This is a genomic window from Leptospira wolbachii serovar Codice str. CDC (genome assembly GCF_000332515.2).
In the GTDB taxonomy this organism is placed as follows: Bacteria; Spirochaetota; Leptospiria; order Leptospirales; family Leptospiraceae; genus Leptospira_A; species Leptospira_A wolbachii.
Window position 1 is genome coordinate 39,099 of sequence record NZ_AOGZ02000024.1, and the last position, 21,355, is coordinate 60,453.

Sequence of the window (21,355 nt, forward strand, 5' to 3'; positions counted from 1 at the left end):
TTAGTTTTAGATTGAGAGTCCTTCCTATCACCAACTAACCTCAGATACAGGTTTTTTATGATGATTCACGGAGTCTGAAACGATGGTGCCATCTTTAACAAGAATAATTCGATCGGCAATTTGTGCAATGGACTCATTGTGAGTGATGACCACAGTGGTCGTACCTAAGTCTTGGTTGATCCCCGTGATGGCTTCTAAAACAATCCTTCCCGTTTTAAAATCAAGTGCTCCTGTAGGTTCATCGCAGAGAAGTAACTCGGGCCTTTTGGCTATGGCTCTTGCTATCGCAACTCGTTGTTGTTCTCCACCAGAAAGTTGGGCAGGGAAGTGGTTCTTTCTATCATCTAACTTTACTAATGCCAATGCTTCCAGAGGTGTCATGGACTTATCAGAAAGATCAGTCACCAAACGTACGTTTTCCTCTGCTGTAAGGCTTGGGATTAAATTATAAAATTGGAATACAAAACCTACATGGTTCCTTCGATACCTTGTGAGCCCCTCATCATTTTCTAAAGCCAATGTTTTCTCGTGGAATAAAACTTCGCCTGTTGTTGCTGTATCTAGTCCGCCTAAGATGTTGAGAAGAGTGGACTTACCTGAGCCGGAAGCACCTAACATTACCGTTAATTCACCCTCTTTGAATTTTAGGTTTACTGAATGAAGGGCAACTAGGGGAACTTCACCGACTTGGTAGGTTTTTCCAAGGTTTTTTGTTTCCAAAAGGGTATTGGGTTTCTTCATTTTAAAAATACCGCGAGTGCAAAAAGAACTCTTATTTTTACAAATGTATTATTTTGGTTAGAATCTGTGAACTGAAAATTCAAAGAATTCTTGGATGATTTAGCTGATGTTTCTCAAGTCCTTGGAAGAACGGAAACGATTTTGGATTTGGATGAAAGTCCAGATAGGATCGTAATATTGTTTTTTGGTACGTGGAAGTGTTTTGAAAGTAGTGAGATCAGCTCTTCATTCGCCTTCCCATCAATTGGTGGCGATTTTAAACGCGCGATACAATCTGTTTCTGATATAAATTCTAGTCCAGGTTGTTTGTTATTTGGTTTTACCTTTACAGTTAATTTCATAAATTTTTAGTATTTAGTTTCCTGACTAATGTAAACGGAAATAACATCGATGAAATCCTCTAAATCATCCCTATCTTTTGCTACTTATTTTTTTCTTTTTCTAATGGTTGTATTTACTACAACCTTGTCTACTCTTCTTGTCATCAATTCTACTGAAGATTGGGAATATCGTCGTTTCTTTTGTGATGAATCCAATCGAAATGCAAAAGACTCCCAGCTTATATCTGGCATTATCTCTCCAAGTAGTATACCTGATCCAGTGTCTGGTTTTGTAGTTTATAATGTTGAATACCAAACCAAACGTAATCATTGGAATTTATACCAAGTGTCCGTTGGCAGTTTTTTCTTAGAGTTAGATAATAAAACAGAAGTGTTAGTTTATAATGAATCGGGACTTGCCAATCATAACTTTGAGAACAAAGAAAGAACATTCAAAAAACATCATAAACCCTCTGAAGCCCAACTCCGATTACTGGGAGCAAAAAAAGGTGATACAATAACAGTTGTGTATAATAAATCACAATCCATAACAGATAAAAATGGAATCCAAGCAAGTGGCGTTTATGCCGGTTCTCCTTCAGATCTTTGTGCAAAAGAAACTGCTAACGTTCTGACTGCCTTAAGTGGTGCCTTCGCATTTGCTCTGATCTCATTAGGACTCAGTTATATTCTTTGGAAAGAATGGATTCGAATGCGGAGAAAAATGAAAGGCAAGTAATCGACTTTTTTCTTTGCACTTGGGCGCCTCGAATCTGTTTGGTGATCGGGATTTTATTGCATCAACGATCCCGTTCTACGCTCCAATCTTTCGCGTTGCGAAAGGATTTTCGCTGCGCCCGGTGGCGCAGGGATAAAGAACAAGCAAGTTGCCTATATAATAAACAATTCATCTGACTTGGATACAAGTCGTCTGTTCTTTAAAATGATTGTTAGGTGAAAATGCTTAGAATTCGACTTGCTGATCTAAAATAAACTGAAATGATCACTTAAGATCAAAGCCGTTTAGGTAATTCCACCTAGATAGAATTCGATTTTGAGGGTAGGGGATGTCGGTTCAAAAAAATCTGTTAGATATTTTATGGGTACTTGTTTGTTCGGGTCTTGTGTTAATGATGCAGGGAGGTTTTTTGGTATTAGAGTCTGGTTTGACTCGTGCAAAAAATTCGATCAATGTAGCGATTAAAAACATCGCAGATTTCGGAGTGGCCACACTTTTATTTTATCTGTTTGGATTTGGAATCATGTTTGGATTTTCCTTTCATGGACTTGTTGGGACGGACTTATTTTTACCTGCCTTTCCTAAAGACAATGCCTGGCCTCCTACTTTCTTTTTGTTCCAATTGATGTTTTGTGGAACTGCATCTACCATTGTATCTGGTGCCGTTGCAGAACGTTTAAAATTTCCATCTTATCTTTTAGCAACAGCTCTTATCTCTGGTATCATTTATCCCGTTGTAGGCCATTGGGTTTGGGGAGGAACTTTTATTGAATCCCCACGCGGTTGGTTAGAACAATTGGGATTTCATGACTTTGCAGGATCCACTCAAGTACATAGTGTTGGTGGTTGGGTCTCTTTGGCACTTCTTTTGGTCGTAGGCCCAAGACTTGGTAGATTCAAAGAAGGAGAACCTTCCAAATCAGTCACAGGCAGTAACCTTCCACTTGCAATGTTAGGTGGTATAATCCTTTGGTTTGGCTGGATGGGTTTTAATGGCGGAAGTACTTTAGCATTTAATGGATCAGTTCCTATCGTCATTTTGAATACTATTATTGCCTCGGGTTTTTCCATGTTGGTCGCACTGTTTTTAACTTGGTTTGTTAAGGGGTATCCAGAGGCGATCTCTCCGCTGAACGGATCTTTGGCGGGCCTTGTTGCCATTACTGCCAGTGCTGATTGTGTCGAACCGGCACAAGCTGCCATTATTGGTATGATTGCGGGAGGACTTACGATCCCGGCAGAAAAATTACTAGAAAAATTGAAAATTGACGATGCTGTGGGTGCAGTCCCTGTTCATTTAGTAGGTGGCCTCTGGGGGACACTTGCGGTTGGAATTTTTGGAGAGATTGAAGGGTTGGGTGCAACTAACGGAAGATGGGACTTTATCCTCATTCAACTTTTAGGTTCTGCCGTTGTCGGTTTATTTGCCTTTGGTGTATCCTATATTATTTTTAAAGGTATCAATCGTATCTACCATCTCCGAGTTGATGAAACAGAAGAACGGATGGGTCTCAATATATCTGAACACAAAGCTACAACAGAGCTCATTGATTTATTTTTATCTATGGACTACCAACACAAAACGGGAGACTTAACTCTCGATGTACCAGTGGAACCCTTTACGGAAGTGGGGCAAATTGCAGAAAGATACAACTTAGTATTAGGTAAGGTTCGCTCTACATTAAAAGAAAACGAAGACTCTAGGGTTGAAATTGCCAATGCGTATGAAAAGGTAAGAAATGAACAAGAAAGGGCAGAAAAACTATTGTTAAATGTTCTTCCTAAAGCGATTGCCGAGGAATTGAAAGAAAAACAAGGGTTAATTGCAAATAGTTACCCAGAAGTTTCCGTATTATTTGCAGACATTGTTGGGTTTACGCAAATTTCCTCTGGGATGAAACCCGAAGCCGTCGTTCGGATCTTAAATGAAATTTTTTCTTACTTCGATGTGTTAGCTGAAAAATACAGACTAGAAAAAATCAAAACGATTGGGGATGCCTATATGGCTGTGGCTGGATTACCGGCGCCTGACCAGTATCATTCATTACTTGCAACTCATATGGCCTGGGATATGAAGTCTTTGCTTTCTCGGTTGAAACTTGGAAAGAGTGGAACTAAACTCAGTATGCGCATTGGAATCAACACGGGTCCAGTGGTAGCAGGTGTAATTGGAACCAAAAAATTTATTTACGATATTTGGGGAGATGCAGTGAATCTTGCATCACGGATGGAGTCTCATGGATTACCCAATGAAATTCAGATCACAGAATCTACAGCCAAGTTGATTCAGTCTGATTTTGAATTAGAGTCAAGAGGCGAAATCGAAATCAAAGGGAAAGGAAAAATCAAAACCTTCCTCGTCAAACAAAGAATACGCGAACCAGAAGATAGTTTACCATACTTCCAGTTTGCAACATAAGAAACATAGAAAGAAGGGAAGTCGGACTAGTGGCAATAAACAGTCATATAATACAAATTATTGAAAATATAGCAATAAACAATCATTTATGACCAGTTAATTAATATTAAATAATACATCTTATATGACAAAATAACTCTTGAAGATTATTTTATCTATCATATACTACTATTTAAGATGAATTGGTCAGATGAAAATTTATATACAATTCTCGAAAAAATAGGGACCTCCTTAAAAGGAAGGCGTGTCCAAATGGGGCTTTCTCAAGAGGACTTATCGGTGAAGAGTGGTGTGTCGCCTTCTTCCATTGCTCGGTTAGAAACGGGAAAGGGAAATATTTCTCTACTCAATTTACTTTCTCTTTTAAAAGAATTGGATCTACTCAACGAATTACAACTCATCTTTCGAGACCCCAATCTTTCTCTTGCACTCCTTGCAAAATCAAAAACAAAAAAGCCGAGACAAAGAGTAAGAAAACAGAAAAAAATATCACCTAACGAAAACAAGGAATGGATCTGGGGCAAACAGAATGAGTGATCCCATAACATTGGCCAAAGTATATCTTTGGGGTAGCCTCGTTGGTTATGTTTCTTGGAATGAAGAAGGTAGGTTTGCATCCTTTGAGTATGACAACGAGTTTTTAAATGCTCCTGTTGAACCTTCACCTCTTTTGATGCCAAAAAGTCGAACACTCTATTTTTTTCGCAATCTCAATGTAGATACCTTCAAAGGACTTCCTGGAATGCTTGCCGATTCCCTACCTGATAAATTTGGGAATGCCTTAATCGATGTTTGGCTTTCAAAAATAGGAAGGGATCCCAAATCATTTAATCCAGTAGAAAGATTATGTTATATTGGCGAACGTGGGATGGGTGCCTTGGAATTTAAACCGGCAACCTACAGATTAAGAACTAAAAACGTGTCTATTGAAATTACGGAGATGGTAGAGTTAGCCTCAGAAATTCTAAGTAATCGTAAAAAATTTTCAACAAAATTAGAATTAACAAATCAAAAGAAGTTAAATGAATCACTGTCAAGTTTACTCACGATCGGTACTTCGGCGGGTGGTGCTAGAGCAAAATGTATCATTGCTTATAATGAAAAAACAGGAGAAGTTCGTTCTGGACAAGTCAAAACGACGGAAGATTTTACTTATTGGATTCTGAAATTAGATGGGATTCGAAATAATAAAGACAAAGAACTAAATGATCCGAAAGGATTTGGTTGTATCGAATATGTTTACTACCGTATGGCTTTAGATTGTGGAATTCAGATGATGGAATCAAAACTACTCGAAGAAAATGGAAGGCAACATTTTATGACCAAACGTTTTGATCGAACTAATGGCGGTGAAAAAAAACACATGCAATCACTTTGTGCACTAGCTCATTATGATTTTAATATGGCAGGTGCTTATAGTTATGAACAAACACTAGACGTCATTCGCAAAATCATTTTAGAAAATACTAAACCTGCCCTAGAACAACAATTTCGCAGGGCTGTATTCAATGTAGTTTCTCGTAACCAAGATGATCATACTAAAAACATTGCCTTTCTTATGGATCAAAATGGCAAATGGAGTTTATCTCCTGCTTTTGACATGACTTACAGTTTTAATCCCAATGGGCAATGGACCAATCGCCATCAGATGAGTATCAACGGGAAACGAGAAAAATTGGGAATGGATGATTTTATAGAACTCGGGAAAAAAGCGGATCTAAAAACGATTCAAATCAAATCCATTGTTGGACAAATAAAAGATATAGTCTCCCGATGGGGAAATTATGCAAACCAAACGAATGTGCCTTCCTTATTGCGAAAAGAAATTCAAAAGAATTTAAACATACCAATTTAATTCAAAGGATAGTAGTCACAAAGAAATACAGAAGTTATTTTGTATTTTAGCTCAATTCCTAGCTTCCGAGAATGTATATTATGTCGCATAACATGCGATAGGCGATTGAGTGTACTCGTACATCCTTTACAGTTTTGTCCTGGTACATACTTTACAAATCAAATAATTCACAACGAAGGTCATAACAACTGCTGCTGTTTAATTTCTCACCAAATACTATTTTAAATTCAATAATCTGTCTCAAAGAATTCTATGATACATGGTAGTTTCGATATACATAGTATCCAAGATACGAATTTCAAGACGAATATGTTTGCTTGTAGTGATATTCATGGCATTCATATTCAAAAACACTAAAATAAAAAATAAATTGCCTAATCAAAGATAGTTTTCATTTTGCATTCAAAGTTTTTTAGAAATTAAAATGCAAGAAATAAAAACCAATATAACCTACGACATAAAAAAAGACTCAATCATCACAGGATTCGAAAGAATATTATTCGAAAGGGATCATACCGGGAATATCTGGATTGGTTCTTGGAGTCGAAGTCCTATCCTTTATAAAAACGATGGGAATCAAATTACACGTTATGAATTTCCAATAAGTTATTACCTTGCGAGCGACAATCCATTCGATTCTAATCCAGACAGTGTTTTATTTGGATCTTCGAATTCTTTAATGTTCTTTAGAGATGATAAATTTTACAGCGTACCTTCTCCCAAGTTGGCAGACCCTGCGCCATACCAAATTCTAAATATTGCTCAATACACTTATGTGGTCTTTGCTAACACTAGCGGACGAAAACAAATTCATAGATGGGATGGAACCAACTGGGAGACATTAAATTGCAATTTGGAATTTCAAAACATTGGTAACTTAAGACAGGTAAACAAGAATAGAATTTTAGTTACAGAGAACAATTCAGAAATTGCTTATATCCTTGATCTGGATGGGAAGTTTGTCTCAGAATTTGCGACAAGTGGAGCACCGATGAAGGTTAAAGTAAATTCGAAAAAGGTGTTCCTATATTCTGATTCAAAATTAGAATTACGAAACGTAGATGGCGAGTTAAAGAACCTCCTCGATTTATACGAGGAAACAATGAAATCTTACTTTGGTTCTTATTTAGAATTCGTCGATTTAGCAATTGAAGATGAATCCAATCTAGTTTTGCTTTTGAAAGAGAGAAATAAAAAACCTTCAAAAAAATATTTATTAAATTTCAATTTAGATACACTAACTCTAACTCCCCACCCTTTGTCCGATAAATTAACGACCGATTTGAACTTACTTCGATTCGAGAAAGATAATTCTGGGGATTATTGGTTCAAAATTTACGGCAACCATTACTCGGAATCTTTTCTAACATTTAATACAGAACTAACAACATGAAACAAACAACAAAACTAAATTTACAAAAGTCAGACTTTTATTATGGAAATCTAAAAGAAATCATCATTGATCGAATGTTAGTATTCCAATCGCAAAAAGATAAGTTCCAAAATGCACTGACAAAAAATAAAACAAAATTTGATCAAAGTTTTCTAAAGGAATTTGAGTCCATGTATGGATTTAAACCCGGAAAGGAAATCTTGGAATGGGAGAACATAAAAAAGGCATATAAATCTATCATGTACGAAGTAGCCGATATTTGGAATATGATTGATCATCACTCCGCAGAAGAAGAGGAAATGGAAGAAGATGAAGATGGTGGATTTGATTATGCCATTTCTTCCACAGAAAGACTCATAAAAATCAAAAAACCGGAAGAGATACTCGACTGGTTAGTTGGTACTTACAGTGGACTTATGTTTTTGTTTAATGGTTCCTATGCCTTCGCCTCAGATGGAGGTGGTGATACATGTTGGATCAATCTTTTACCTAATGAAAATGAATCCATCGAAGTAAATCACTACAACCATGAAATAGGAGAATTAGAAAATCTTCCGTACTTTTCTATCTCTCATTTCATCGCCGACAATTGGAACAACGACTCTAATGAAGGTTATGAAGATGAAGAGGATGAAGAATTTGAAGAGGAAAAACCAGACAAAAAAGAGAAGGAGCCCATCCTAGCATCTCAAATCAAAGAAAGTACAATTAAGGCATTCGAAAAAGAAGCGACTAAATTTTACGAAAAAAAACCTATTTATAACAATTCATTAGATATGTTTGAAAGATCTGCATGGTTACTTGGACATAGTTATGGCGACCCTGCCTATGCATTTACAGAAAAACTTGCTGATGCTCCGTCCTATACCATCTGGGAAGATGAGAAAGTAGAGATTAAAAATTATCCTAACTTAGCAGCTTATTGGATCCTTCACCACTTCTATTTAAAAAATGAAGACGCCTGTAGAGAGACAATCAAACTCGCTAGCAAATCCAAAGGAAAAATTATATCTACAATCAGTGAACATATACTTGCTTATTTGGATGGGAAGTCTAAGTCACTGTTCCATCTGCCATCAGAGAAAGTAGAGAAAATTCGAACCCAAACATTTAGCAATGCTGATCCAAAACAGATTGAACCAAAAAATATTAAACTATATAATGATAGTTTAGGACTCTCCAATCTCAACACCATTTCCAAAAAAGAATTAGAAACAAGGCTAAAAAAAGAAGAAAATCTTTTTCAACTGATGGAAGAATTTCCGGATGATGTAAATGCCCATGATACGATTCTCAAAGAGATTAGCAAAAAAGATGCTGCCCTGAAAAAACTCATTGAAGATTATTTCAGAGAGCGAACTGACAGCGCTTACAATACTTGGCCATACAATCCAGAAAAGTTAGACAAAAGGCTCTCCGTTGCCATCAATGCTGCTTTTCGACAAGGTTTGAAGTATGACTCTGAAAACAAAAAAGCTTATTGTGGAATAACAAAAACAGTTGGGATGTTAGATGATGATAGGGCGATGGTTTCTCTTAGGGAAGCAGTTCATAAACTCAAACAGGATGACCCCAGGATGGAATATGTGGTGGAGGCATTAATCAATAGCGACCATACCGAATCCAGATCCATTTTGGCTGATGCCGCTTGGCGCACTTTTGAGACCCTCGACAGCATCAAAGAGACTAAAGAAAAAGTGCAAAAAGAAGGCCCGACCTTAAACAATATGTTCACTGTGTATACGCACTTGAATGAAGCCTTACAAGAAAGAATATTAACCTTAGATGAAGTATCTGTAAAACTGATTCAAAAACTTTTAAGTTACAAAGACCACTTTGGATATTTTGGCATCAGTGTAGGAAATGCCTTTGCTGTCTGTGCTCATTTGGATTTAAACGAACATACAGAGACAATTGCAAACTATGTAAGGAAAAGCTTTCAATTCAAAGGAAGAGACAGAGGCGCCTATCTGGAGCTAAGTTCCATCATCAATTTATCGGAAGCATCACTCGCATGGGCTAAACTGGAGCCAGAAAAAGCCAAATTAGAGTTAAATGAATTCTTTTCAAAAATTGCTAATTCTGCTTATCCGGGAATTGCCATTGATTTGAAAGCTTGTTATGTAGCAGGGTTATTACGATTAGAACCTGACAATCTAGAATACACAAATTTTGCGGAACGAATTTTGGGAAATCGTGGAGACCAAGTTCGCGTTTATGGAATTATCCGTTGTATTGGAAAACAAGAATTACAACAATTTAAAGACTATCTTTGGTATCATATCTATGCGGATCCGGATCCTATGGTGGATTATTCTTGGAGTTATATCGAAGTAGAGGCAAGGAGAGCTTGGTTCGCACTGACAAAAGAAGATGCTCCTGAATATGATTCTTCCGATAAGTATGCAACCTCTCTTTCTAAAAACAATTCTTTGTTACCCGAGGCAATCCTCCATCCAGAAAAGTATAGCATCCAACATGTATTTGAAAAAATTCGAGAAACCAAATACAAACATGAAGATGTGATTCGGTATGGAGGGCCTTGGCTTGTGGAATCCTTACGCTATTCCTTGGATGAATACAAATATTCAGGATCTTATGATCGGTGGGAAGCCATCAAGGCCTTGTTTTTCCAAGGATCAGGAGTGTTTCCATACTTTTTGGAAATTTTCCAACTCCCTTATGCAGCACCTTCTTGGAAGGCATATCTGTTACAATTTATGCGAGTGATGGAACCCGAATCTTTAAAATGGAAGAAGGTTCTTACGATGGATGTTAGCGAAATCAAAACACTTTTACAAAATCCAACTCCTGATTGGTATGTATGGACTGATTTAATAGCATCTCGATTGTATTTATTGGAAGGAGATTCTTCTTTTGATCTAATCTCCCAAGTGATCGAGAGACGACTGGAGATCACAAACCAAGATGCTTATGACTCCAGTATTTATGAAGAGGCATTGGGATTAAGGTTGCCACTCCTTTGGAGATGGTTTGGTAAAAAAGGGGATGCTGCCATCCAGTCCCATTGGAAAAAAGCAAAAAAGGATTCAGAAACTTATACGATGCTTGATATGGCAGCCAGACGAAAGTTAGACGACAAAATTCCGGATATGCCAGAAATCAAGGATCCGGGGATTTTACTCACCTTCTATCCCGAACAAAGAGAATACGGTTGGCATACTTGGATCCATTTGACTCCGGGAACCATTCGGTTTGGAACGAGTGAATTCCATGCACAATCTGTGTTACCAGATTCCAAAACGGAATCAAGTATGCCTGCGACTAAGGAGAATCTCGATACTATTTGGAAGATAGCGCATATTTTGGGTTATACGGTTTCGAAGAAAAAACCGAAAGAAAAGAAGTAACAGTTCGTATGTTTGGCCAACTCGTTACACTTTTTCGAAAGGGCAACGGGTTGGTTAAGCCGAATGGCCCTTCCCAACAGACTTTGCATACTCACTGGGGGACATTTTTTTTAATGACTTAAAGGCTAAATTGAAGTTTGCTTTGGAGTTAAACCCAACTTGATACGCAAGAGACAATAAATTTGCCTTTGGTTCTTTTTCTATCAATCGGCAAACTTCAGCTATACGAGATTCGTTTACCAAACGATTGAAGTTGATACCCAGATAGGCGTTAATGTATTCACTGAGTTGGTAGTCTTTAATTCCTAGTCGTTCGGAAAGAGATGCCAAACTCAAATCTTCTTCGCGATAGATACATTCTACTTTCATCAGGTAGTCGAGTTCTTTTTGAAGTTTTTCTAAATCTAAGTTAAGGATTCGAGATGTACGGTAGGATTGACGGAGACCCGGAAGGATGTCTTTAAAAAGTTCATCCTTAATTTGTGTGCTGATAAAAGCAACCACTGCCATCATCGTCGCAAGCCCTGCGGTAAAATAAATTCCCGAATGCCATCGTAAAATTGTGCTAAGTAAAATGAAACCAGCAAAGGTAATGTTCCCTTTTAAAATCATTCCGAGTACCTGAACACCTAACTTTGCTTCTTTATTTGGGTTGTTATAAAGTATACTTCTATACTGATAGATCATCCAAACAAAAGTACCCATCCAATAGAGACATCCCAAGATTGAAGTAAGTTCGGGAATAGAAATGGATGCTCCCGTAAAACTTTGATTCATAGTTTGGGAAAGTGTATTTGGTGCCATCCATTGTAATATTAGTATAAGTAAAATCACAGCGAAAGTGGGATACAATCGGTAGAGTTTTCCCATAGGTACAGGTTCCAGACTCAGAAACTGTTCGATTGTGTATTGCATACTTCCGGGAATCAAATAGATAATAGGAACATACCCCTGGTTCCAAAGAGAAGTTTCAAATTCCAGACCAGCATATAAACGATAAGCGTATAAAACCAAGGTCCCACCAGAAAAGGCAGCAATCATAGCAAAGGGAAATCCTTTGGAACCTCTCTCTTTGACAAGAATTCCAATGCCTAAAACAAAATGAAACCAAGCCCCAAATTGGAGCCATGAGCCGACGAATTCGAACATGATTCAAAATTCGGACGAAATGCACGTTTACGTCAACCCTTTGGAGGCCACTCGTAAGAAGAATTAGTACAAAATCATGATATTAGACCTAAAAATACGTCCAAAATCGCCATCTTAGACGCCAGATGGACGCATTCATGGTAAATTTGAGTCAATTCAGAGGCGAATTATGAAAATGCAAAAAATCTACCGTCTGTTCTTGCCACTTGGGGTCTTCCTGATTGTGGCTTGCGGACAAAATGGAAACCAAAACTCAAACAACAGCGCAGCCGTACTCGGTGTGTTAAGCGGAACAAATTCCGACGCATCCGCGTCACCGGAAGCACTACGACAAACTAACGCAAACCTATCCCGGGACATCCAATCTGCGTTTGCAAAAGAAAACGATGGAAGTTTCAGCTTTGATGACAGCATTGTTGTGACATCAAATGATGGGACCAAAATTGCAGGAAACTTATTTGTTCCCAAATCGGGAACAGGCCCCTTCCCTGCAGTTATCTTCGTCAATAGTTGGGCACTCAACGAATACGAATACATTGTTCCTGCCGCTAAGTTAGCAAAAAAAGGATACGTTGTTTTTAGTTATAGCACAAGAGGCTTCGGAGCATCAGAAGGACTCATCAATGTCGCAGGTCCGAAAGACATACAAGACCTTTCTGCGATTGTAGACTACTTACAAGCAAATGCACCAATCAACTCCAAAATTGCACTCTCTGGTATTTCTTATGGAGCCGGAATTGCTTTACTTGGACTCAGCAAAGAACCAAGAATTACAACAGCTGTGGCTATGAGTGGATGGGGGAGTTTACCAGATTCACTTTATGGAAACCAAACACCAAGACTCGTATGGGGACTACTTCTTGTCACTGCGGGTTATATAACAGGTAGAATGGATCCTATCATTGCCGAAAACTTTCAAAAACTTTTGGATACAAGGGATGTTGCTGCAGTTTTGGCTTGGGCGAGTGAACGATCACCTAACAGTGCTGTTGCTGCTCTCAATGCTTCGGGCAAACCTGTTTATATTTCAAACAACTCCCAAGACAATCTTTTCCAACCAAACCAAATTCTTCCTTACTTTGAACAACTGACAGTTCCTAAAAAATTAGATTTAAACAATGGAATTCATGCCACGGCAGAAATCGGAGGGATCCTAGGAATTGATAACTATGTTTGGACCAATGCTTATGACTGGTTTGATTATTGGTTGAAAGGAGTCCAAAATGGGATCATGTCGAAACCAAAAGTTTCTATCCAAAGAAGATTTTCTGATGCGAGAGTAACCTACTCTGCTTGGCCCAATCCAAACAAAGTGGAACGCACTTACCACTTAAGACCAATGGGATTACTCAGTCCTGGAAAAATCACACCAACAGCGAATACAACAAACGGAACCGACACTATCCTTTCTGGTGGAACGAGTGCCACTACAGGCGTTCCTCTTCTTTCCGAAATCTTAGATGGAGCTGTATCTGTACCCGTTACAACCAATGTCAATTTGATTGATCGTACAAACGCTATGGTTTATATCTCAGACAAATTGACGAGCCCATTAAAACTAAGAGGGAAAACTTTCTATAAAGGTCGTATCAACAGTTCAGACAATGCTCCTCATGTTGTGGTGTATTTGTACGAAGTGGATGTTTGGGGAACAGGAAAACTAATCTCTCATGGAACGGCAACACTCTTCGGTGTGAAAGGAAAAGATACGGACCTAAATGTCGATTTACAAGCAGTCGCACACGATTTCCCAGTCGGAAGCCGCCTGGCTCTTGCCATCGATAACATTGATCCCATGTATGCAGTACCGAAACCTATCTCACTGTATACAACTGCTTTTAAACATACCACATCCACGGCGTCTACTTTGCGTTTTGAAAGCGAATAAGAGAAACAAGGAAGTATAAAAGGAATAAAGAATTGAACCAGAGAATGAAACGTTTACACTTAAGTGACCACATCCAACTGGGTCAATTCTCACCTATAACAAGTTAGATTACTCATCGGGAGAGGGTTCCCCTCTCCCCTTATTTTCCAAAAAATAACCAAATACGAGCGCCCCGGATAGTAGCGGAAATCCTTTCGCAGATGCGAAAGATTGAAGCGGATAGCCGGAAATGGCGCCCCACCTTACTTGTTTTTCCTAATGTGAATTCAGATTAGAATGGACTTAGTTAGTTAAAGCGTCAGACTTTGTACGATTCATAAATAAAGGGAACCCCGTTGCCGATACATTATTACGCTGGCCTTCATCTAGGTGAGATCACCACCGAACTTGGAAAACAAATCACCGAAGACCAAAGAGAGAGTCCTCTTAAACGACCTATCGTTGTGGTTCCCAATCAAAATCTTATCCCATGGTTACGACTAAACTTACCAAAATTTGATTCTTCCCATCTTTCCTTAAACATAGAGTTTACATTTTTAGAAAAAGCAATTTTAAAAATTATATTCCAATCTTTGAATATACCAAACTACGAAGAACAGACGGCACTGTATCAATACGAAACATTAAAACGAGATTGTTTCGCTCTACTTTACCAAAAACAAAATACATTGTTGAAAAATTTTCCTGAGATGGAAAAATATTTGGAAGAGATTCCAAAGTTATACTATCTCTCCGATGTACTTACAAAATATTTCAAAGACTATGAACTTAACCGAGAAGATTGGATTAAAGATTGGCTTGGTTTGGAAGCAAAAACCATCCCGAGCGAACTTAAAAAAGACCCTTATTGGGAATTAGAAAAACAAATTTATACCGAAATTTATAAAGACAAAGTAAAACCGAAAAATCTATTCCGCTATTTGGAAGAAGGGAAACAGTTGCCTTTAAGTGGCGACCTGCACTTGTTTTGTTTGTCCAATCTTTCTGGAACCTATATTGATTTTTTAAAACAAACAGCTCTTCCCGAAGATTCTAAACTAACTGTGCATATCTACCAGTTTCACAACGGAAAAATCATTGGTAAAAATTCAGAGAAAACAAAAAACTACTTATCCAAGTTTTCCAAACCACAATCCTATTTAGCAAAAGAGTTTGCGAAAGATCAGTATAACAAACAAAAGTCGAAGTTTGTAAGTGGTGGTATGCTTTCCAAGTTAAAAGCTTTTTTATTAGAAGAGTCTCCAAAAGCAGAAAATTATCTAGAGGATCAGACTGTGCGTGTTTGGAACGCGCCTTCAGTTTATCGCGAAGTAGAGTCGATAACCCACGATATATTACATAAGATAAGTGTCAGCAAAGGGAAACTCAATTTATTAGATTTCGCTATTTTAGTGCCCAACATGAATGAGTATCGCTCTGCCATAGAATGGGTGTTTGATGGCGGAATTTACTCAACACAAACGAAAGAAAACTTACCCAAGTTACTAAGGATACCCTACTCTATCACGGATTTAGTGGCTAAAGACACATCACAGTTGTATTTGGCACTGTCTACTTTGTTTCGTTGTATAAAAAACGATCGCTTTGAAAAAGAAGACATCCATAGTTTGTTCAAAAATCCTCTCATTGCAAATATAAATGAAGGCGATGAGGAAACACAACTCCAAGTTTTAGATTTAATTGATTCATTAGGTTCCATTTATGAAGAAGAAAAAGAATACAACCCTTATACTATTTCCTTCGGACTCAAACGAGCTGTTGTATCTATGGTGGTTGAAGAAGAAGCCGCATGGGAAGAATTACAAATTGTTACAAAACCAATTTCTTCTGACAAAACCATCATTCAATTTGTAGAAATTTGGAATCGGATCAAAAAGATCCAACAGGGATTAAAAGAAAAAATTCTAAAGACTCCAAAGGAAGAAAGGTATTCCCTTCTTGAAAATTTATTTCAAAATTTATTCTCTTTTGAAGGAGAATGGGAAAGAGAACGAGTATATTTTAACCAATGGCTTCGCTCCGTAAGATCTTGGTGCGACTCTGATTGGAACAAAACAAAAGACTTTTTGGAAATGATTTCTTTGATCACGGAAGAAGTTTTCTCTGACATACCAATGCATCGAGGTAACTATTTAACCGAAGGTGTAACGGTTTCTCTTTTACAACCTATGCGACCCATTCCTTTTTTACATGTTTACATTGCTGGACTTGGCGAAGGAAAATTTCCAGGCTCTGTAGATAGATCAAGATTTAATTTACGAAGACATGATTCTAAACCTTGGGATCTCAACCGAAGAGAGATTCAAGAGTCATTATTTTGGGAGTCCATTCTTTCTGCAGAAGATAGCATTACTTTTTCTTATGTTGGCAAAAACACATTAGAAGATAAAGAATTTGAACCATGTTCCACTCTATTTGAAGTAATGACAACAATGGGCTTAAGAGAAGCAGTCGAATTACCACTAACATCGTATAGTCGTTTTTTTGATAAAAATTCATTCCCATCCTTTGATTATGTTCGCAATTTAGAAAGGTTTCTAAATACAGACACTTTATTACCAAATCCAAATTTTACTGATCCGAATCAATTGGCATCAATAGATGTTTTTGATAAAAGGACCGATGAAATCACCGTTCAACAACTAACTAACGGACTAAAAAACCCCATGTTAGGACCTTTATCAGAAAACCTGGGAAAGATTTGGGAGGATGAAGAAAGCGAAGCGGAAGAGCCCTTTCAACTCAACCGATTAGAAATCTATACCATTAAATCCATTTTTATTCCTATTTTTACAGAATCATTGGTTGTCGACAAAGAATGGAATTGGAATCGAGATAGAATTCAAACACATCTAAAAGAATTAACACTCAAAGCAGAACAAAATGCAGAGTTCCCTTATGGCGCCTTTCACATAGTATCTTCTGAAGTTTTATTGAAAGAATTAGAAACCGTATCTGAACGATTTCGAATCTTAAAAGAATCGCTCTTCCATCCAGAAAGTAGTTTGTCCTTTTTTAAAGCTGTATCGATTGGAGATACAGGGCTTCGAGATTGCAAAAAAATGGAACCTTACCTTATAACAGATACATACGCACTTACAGGAGAATGGGAAAACCTAATTGAAAAAGATGGGATATACTACTGGTTTTACGCAGGTAGTTTGTATGATAAACCAACAAAACCCAATGACTATTTAAAGGATTATCTCGGGAAGATGGCTTATGTAATGATTAGCGCCTGTTTGTTTCGAATCACGGGACATCGTTTAATCATCATTCCTGCCAACGCAAAGGATTTTAAAAACGAAAGTTGGCTAGACATGTCTAGTCTCTTGGTAGAGGATTGCCAATCCTATTTAAATTCCATATTTCAATTGGTAACAGAAAAAAATCCAAAATACATTCCCAATGCAGGTTTGAATCTTTTCTTTGCCAAACATTCTCTAGTAGAAATTGAAGGGAATTTAGAGAATGTTGATCTCTTATGGAATGAGTTTTTATTGGAAGAATCCGATACCATTTTACAATTTGAAAGTAAACTGATGAAACTTTCACCTTATACAAAAGTTTTATTAGAAAATTTTTCCATTAATTCTGTTTTAGAGATATTTTTGCCACTTCTAAAAAAAAGGTTTCGATAGATGGACCATCCCCTACTCCACAAACCTAAGTTCATCGAAGCCTCAGCAGGTACGGGAAAAACCCACCTCATCATGGAAATGTTAGGCGATATCATGAAAAATGATGTTCAAAATAATATTCCCGAAAACAGAATTCTAAATACGCTAATTCTCACCTTTACCGAAAAAGCTGCGGGGGAACTAAAGGGACGACTTAAAACAAAAATATTGGAGCTTTCGGAAAATGGAACCAAACCTGGTTTTTATCGTTATTTGCGCGATTTAGACCAAGTCACGATATCTACTATCCACGGGTTTTGTAATATGGTATTGAAAGAATATCCAATTGAAACCCAAAACAACCCAAACGTTCGATTAACAAGCACAGATGAAATTATTAAAAAAAGTTTCTATCTATTAAAACGAAACCATTGGGGAGGAAGAAACTTTGATGATTTAGCAAAGGATTTAATTGAGTCGAAAACTTTAGAAAAAGAATCTTCTATTACCTTTTCTGTATCCAAACTTCTATCCAACACCAAGAACTACCATTTCCCAGAGATCTTGACTTTAGAAAAAGCAATCCTGTCACCTAACATAGAGAAGATCGTTTCTTCTCTAACTCAAGTGATCCAATTCCTTAAGGGTCCAATTGGCGACTCTATTTTTGAACAAGGCGATAAAAGGACCATTCAGAAATGGATGGAGAGTTGGTTGTCCATGGATACGTTTTTGACAGCCATTCTTGCGAAAGACATAGATACCCTCAGAACTGAATTACAAAGGATCGAGAATTTACAAAGGACAGCCGACAAAGTTTCTTACCAATACTTCACATACTTTCTGTTAACCGGAAAAACAATCACAAAAAATCTAACTAAAGAAGCTATTGATGTACAATCATCTATAAAAGCACTCGTATCCTTACTCGAAGACACATTTCCAAAAGATAGAATAGACTTGGATGGGGAATGGTTTTTACAGGAAACGGCACTTAAACTTGCAGAAGATACAAAATTACAATTGAAAACCGGGGATTCATTAACTTACGATCAAATGATCCTCAAAATACATGAAGCTGTTGTTACTTCCCCCAATCCATCACTAATCCAAGCGTTAAAGGAACGATACCAAATTTGTATTTTGGATGAGTTTCAAGATACAGACAAAAATCAATACCAAATCTTTCGCTCCCTCTTTGTGGACGCAAAAGACAAAACCCGAATGTTATTTTGTATTGGAGACCCCAAACAAAGTATCTACGGATTTAGAGGAGCTGACATTGGAATTTATCTAGATGCAGCAAGTGACTTTGCCGACTCCAAAGATAGTCTATCGACAAACTATCGTTCCACGAAAGAGATCATCAATGGACTAAATCTTCTCTTTCATAACAAAGAAAACGATTTGGGTGAAACTAATTTTTTTCCCATAGAAGAACCAGGCTCAAAAAAAGAAAACTACCAATACCATCCAGTCGATTCCCCGAAAGACTCTGAAATCAAATATACTTATGCTAATCCAAATGAATCTGGAATACATATCATTCAATATGCAGATCACTTACAAAATCTGAGCCAAGCAAGGAGTGTTTGGGCAGAGTCGATAAAAAATGAAATTTTTTCTTTTCAGCAAAAGGAACAATCTCTGTCTTTTTTTAAAAAAGACGAAAAACAAATTCAATCTGTTAAACTTAGAGACATTGCCGTGTTATGTGGCAGTAAAAAGGAAACAGAACTGATCGAAAAGACTTTGTCAAAAGCAGGAATTCCCTGTTCCATTTACAAACAAAGAGGGATTTTTCAATCAAGGGAAGCAGATCAAATTGAAAACTTATTGGAATGTTTGGTTCAGTCGAACAGTTCACGCTCTTACAAACGAATTCTTTTTTCTGATCTTTTTGGTGTCCGTCCAGAAGATCTATCCAAATACAATGAACATTCTATTGATTCCTACGAGAAGTCGCTCATTGATGTATGGTTAAAACTGATTCGAGACAATCGTTATGCGGCATTTTTCCGATCTGTTATGGATGAAACAAAAATCCTTTGGGACCATGAACTCAAAAATTTAGAATGGGAAAGAAAACGAACCAACTATAGACAAATCTTTCAGCGGTTATTGGAATTCCAAATTCGATCCAATGCAAATCTTAATGAATTATTGGGAGAATTAAGAGAACTTAAACAAGCAAAAACTTCTCCAGAAGAAGAACCACTCTTTGACCGGGAAACAGAGGATGATGCTGTTCAAATTCTGACCATCCATGCTTCCAAAGGTTTAGAATGGCCCATTGTGTTTTTATATTATTTTGGAACAAGGCCCCAAAGTTTAACTGACTACGAATACCCAACCGTCATCGAAGAAAGTCACAAAACAGAGAGAAGATGGATACTTAGCCTGTGGGATTCGAAAAATGGAAAACAAAACGAATATAAACATTTTCTAAACGAACAAAAACGTTTGTTATACGTAGCCCTAACAAGACCGAATTTGAGGTTGTATCTACCTAAATTGTCTTGGGGGAAAGACTCTACTCAAAAATCTGGTTATGGGAACATTCTATTGACCGAACTGGAACGGATCCAAGAATATAGCAAAACTCATTTAGATTCCAAAAAATGTTTTCTATTCCGAAATGGAAGCAACACACAAACCTTTGAAAAAACAATTAACACCCCAAATTCGATTCTAACAAAAAACTCAAATGCTTCTCCAATCGTTCTCCCTACAGAGATCAAAGCGGGAAGGATACTATTGCAACATAGTTATACTAGCCTACAGACTTCACAAAATCTTTTGGAAAAGATTAATGGAGAAACTTACAAAGAAATTGAAGAGACCCTGGAACCAGAATCTACTAAAATTAAATCAAAACTTCCTTCCAGCTCTAGAACTGGAAATTTCCTTCATCGCATACTGGAGTTATGTGACTTCTCTACTTTTGAACTCCCAATAGAAAAAATTCTAAACCACCCATCTTGGATTTGGGCATACACAGAATCCATTCGCCAATACCCAATCAAACTGCCATTCGACACCGAAGAACCTTTGGATTTGATTGTTGCCACCCTTTTGAAACGAGCCATGAAGGCAGAAATTACTCTCGTCGATGGAAAATGTTTTTCTTTGAGTGAGTTAAAACCGGAAGAAAGATCTTCTGAATTAAAATTCCATTTATACGTACAAAAGATGTTAGAAAAGACGGGTGTAAGGTTAACACCCGGATTCGAGAACTATTTAAAAGGAGCCATCGATTTGGTTTTTTGTAAAAACGGAAAGTATTATATCGCCGATTACAAATCAAACCTTTTGCCGAATGATCTCTATGATAAAAACTCTGTAACTTCTGCTGTAATCGAAAAAGGATATATGATTCAAAAATCAGTTTATGCTTTGATTCTTTACGACTATCTTTCCTCTCTTTATGGAGATGAATTAGCTTTGGAGCGTTTTGGAGGAGTCTATTATCTTTTTCTGCGCGGTATGGGTAGCGCCAAAGACTCGGGAATCTATTCTGACCTTAAATCATCCAAAGAAGTCTGGACTACGGGAACTTTCCTAGAGATCCGCAAAGAAGTTTTAGCGTATATTCAAGAAGCAGCTCTGAGTTTGGAGAAGTTATATTTATGAAACAAACAGAACCATCATACATAGAATTGGCGAAAGAAATTATTACCTACTTCCCTCACATCCAAAAAAACCATGAGCAGTTGATCGCAGACCTGATCGAAGCAAATCAAAATGGAGACCTATATTTGCCTGTGAAAGCTGAGCACTCCATAGATATTTTTAAAAACCAATTTCCTTTTTATTTGGATGCAGTAGGCAACGAAATAAGACTTTATTAGTCTACGCGT

13 protein-coding genes are annotated in these 21,355 nt (G+C 37.4%); 10 read left to right on the forward strand and 3 right to left on the reverse strand.

Features of this window, described 5'->3' with window-relative positions:
* Window positions 1-27 precede the first annotated feature (27 nt).
* A complete protein-coding gene (locus LEP1GSC195_RS19245) occupies window positions 28-741 on the reverse strand; it encodes an ABC transporter ATP-binding protein (protein WP_015683167.1) in 714 nt (237 codons plus the stop codon).
* Window positions 742-854: 113 nt separating this feature from the next.
* A complete protein-coding gene (locus tag LEP1GSC195_RS19250; protein ID WP_015683142.1) occupies window positions 855-1,082 on the reverse strand; it encodes a DUF167 domain-containing protein in 228 nt (75 codons plus the stop codon).
* Between the two features lie 49 nt (window positions 1,083-1,131).
* On the opposite strand from LEP1GSC195_RS19250, the gene LEP1GSC195_RS19255 reads away from it, so the two are divergent.
* The 6 genes from LEP1GSC195_RS19255 to LEP1GSC195_RS19280 all read left to right on the forward strand — a co-directional run bounded on the left by LEP1GSC195_RS19255 (window position 1,132) and on the right by LEP1GSC195_RS19280 (window position 10,838).
* Window positions 1,132-1,800: a hypothetical protein gene (locus LEP1GSC195_RS19255; RefSeq protein WP_015683156.1), complete on the forward strand. Its 669-nt coding sequence runs from the start codon at window positions 1,132-1,134 to the stop codon at window positions 1,798-1,800.
* Window positions 1,801-2,128: 328 nt separating this feature from the next.
* Window positions 2,129-4,219, forward strand: a complete 2,091-nt coding sequence (gene amt, locus LEP1GSC195_RS19260) for an ammonium transporter (RefSeq protein ID WP_015683168.1) — start codon at window positions 2,129-2,131, stop codon at window positions 4,217-4,219.
* A 177-nt stretch (window positions 4,220-4,396) separates the two neighbouring features.
* Entirely contained in the window at window positions 4,397-4,756 is a 360-nt protein-coding gene (locus LEP1GSC195_RS19265) for a helix-turn-helix domain-containing protein (protein ID WP_269571422.1), read from the forward strand.
* Entirely contained in the window at window positions 4,749-6,074 is a 1,326-nt protein-coding gene (locus LEP1GSC195_RS19270) for a type II toxin-antitoxin system HipA family toxin (RefSeq protein ID WP_015683145.1), read from the forward strand. The genes LEP1GSC195_RS19265 and LEP1GSC195_RS19270 overlap by 8 nt, the downstream gene beginning before the upstream one ends.
* Before the next feature lie 424 nt (window positions 6,075-6,498).
* Window positions 6,499-7,467 carry a hypothetical protein gene (locus LEP1GSC195_RS19275; protein ID WP_015683147.1) on the forward strand — a complete coding sequence of 323 codons (969 nt, stop codon included), beginning with the start codon at window positions 6,499-6,501 and terminating at the stop codon, window positions 7,465-7,467.
* Window positions 7,464-10,838, forward strand: coding sequence for a hypothetical protein (locus LEP1GSC195_RS19280; protein WP_015683129.1), 3,375 nt, complete (start codon window positions 7,464-7,466; stop codon window positions 10,836-10,838). Before LEP1GSC195_RS19275 ends, LEP1GSC195_RS19280 begins: the two co-directional genes overlap by 4 nt.
* 54 nt (window positions 10,839-10,892) lie before the next feature.
* Here LEP1GSC195_RS19280 and LEP1GSC195_RS19285 read toward each other — a convergent pair whose 3' ends face one another.
* Window positions 10,893-11,987 carry a helix-turn-helix domain-containing protein gene (locus LEP1GSC195_RS19285; protein ID WP_015683163.1) on the reverse strand — a complete coding sequence of 365 codons (1,095 nt, stop codon included), beginning with the start codon at window positions 11,985-11,987 and terminating at the stop codon, window positions 10,893-10,895.
* Window positions 11,988-12,156: 169 nt separating this feature from the next.
* Here LEP1GSC195_RS19285 and LEP1GSC195_RS19290 point away from each other — a divergent pair, with 169 nt between their 5' ends.
* The 4 genes from LEP1GSC195_RS19290 to LEP1GSC195_RS19305 all read left to right on the forward strand — a co-directional run bounded on the left by LEP1GSC195_RS19290 (window position 12,157) and on the right by LEP1GSC195_RS19305 (window position 21,346).
* The gene (locus LEP1GSC195_RS19290) at window positions 12,157-13,875 is read left to right on the forward strand and encodes a CocE/NonD family hydrolase (RefSeq protein WP_015683174.1); all 1,719 of its coding nucleotides are present in this window, start codon (window positions 12,157-12,159) and stop codon (window positions 13,873-13,875) included.
* A gap of 335 nt (window positions 13,876-14,210) precedes the next feature.
* Complete coding sequence (locus LEP1GSC195_RS19295; protein ID WP_015683172.1) at window positions 14,211-17,516, forward strand: exodeoxyribonuclease V subunit gamma; 3,306 nt, start codon at window positions 14,211-14,213, stop codon at window positions 17,514-17,516.
* Window positions 17,517-21,128, forward strand: a complete 3,612-nt coding sequence (locus tag LEP1GSC195_RS19300) for a UvrD-helicase domain-containing protein (RefSeq protein ID WP_015683137.1) — start codon at window positions 17,517-17,519, stop codon at window positions 21,126-21,128. It abuts the gene before it with no gap.
* Window positions 21,125-21,346 (forward strand): hypothetical protein, encoded by a 222-nt coding sequence (locus LEP1GSC195_RS19305; RefSeq protein WP_015683133.1) that lies wholly within the window; start codon window positions 21,125-21,127, stop codon window positions 21,344-21,346. Before LEP1GSC195_RS19300 ends, LEP1GSC195_RS19305 begins: the two co-directional genes overlap by 4 nt.
* Window positions 21,347-21,355 lie beyond the last annotated feature (9 nt).

Coding starts and splice junctions, on each gene's coding strand:
- LEP1GSC195_RS19245 (WP_015683167.1), bottom strand. CDS start 741: ATGAAGAAACCCAATACCCTTTTGGAAACAAAAAACCTTGGAAAAACC.
- LEP1GSC195_RS19250 (WP_015683142.1), bottom strand. CDS start 1,082: ATGAAATTAACTGTAAAGGTAAAACCAAATAACAAACAACCTGGACTA.
- LEP1GSC195_RS19255 (WP_015683156.1), top strand. CDS start 1,132: ATGAAATCCTCTAAATCATCCCTATCTTTTGCTACTTATTTTTTTCTT.
- amt (WP_015683168.1), top strand. CDS start 2,129: ATGTCGGTTCAAAAAAATCTGTTAGATATTTTATGGGTACTTGTTTGT.
- LEP1GSC195_RS19265 (WP_269571422.1), top strand. CDS start 4,397: ATGAATTGGTCAGATGAAAATTTATATACAATTCTCGAAAAAATAGGG.
- LEP1GSC195_RS19270 (WP_015683145.1), top strand. CDS start 4,749: ATGAGTGATCCCATAACATTGGCCAAAGTATATCTTTGGGGTAGCCTC.
- LEP1GSC195_RS19275 (WP_015683147.1), top strand. CDS start 6,499: ATGCAAGAAATAAAAACCAATATAACCTACGACATAAAAAAAGACTCA.
- LEP1GSC195_RS19280 (WP_015683129.1), top strand. CDS start 7,464: ATGAAACAAACAACAAAACTAAATTTACAAAAGTCAGACTTTTATTAT.
- LEP1GSC195_RS19285 (WP_015683163.1), bottom strand. CDS start 11,987: ATGTTCGAATTCGTCGGCTCATGGCTCCAATTTGGGGCTTGGTTTCAT.
- LEP1GSC195_RS19290 (WP_015683174.1), top strand. CDS start 12,157: ATGAAAATGCAAAAAATCTACCGTCTGTTCTTGCCACTTGGGGTCTTC.
- LEP1GSC195_RS19300 (WP_015683137.1), top strand. CDS start 17,517: ATGGACCATCCCCTACTCCACAAACCTAAGTTCATCGAAGCCTCAGCA.
- LEP1GSC195_RS19305 (WP_015683133.1), top strand. CDS start 21,125: ATGAAACAAACAGAACCATCATACATAGAATTGGCGAAAGAAATTATT.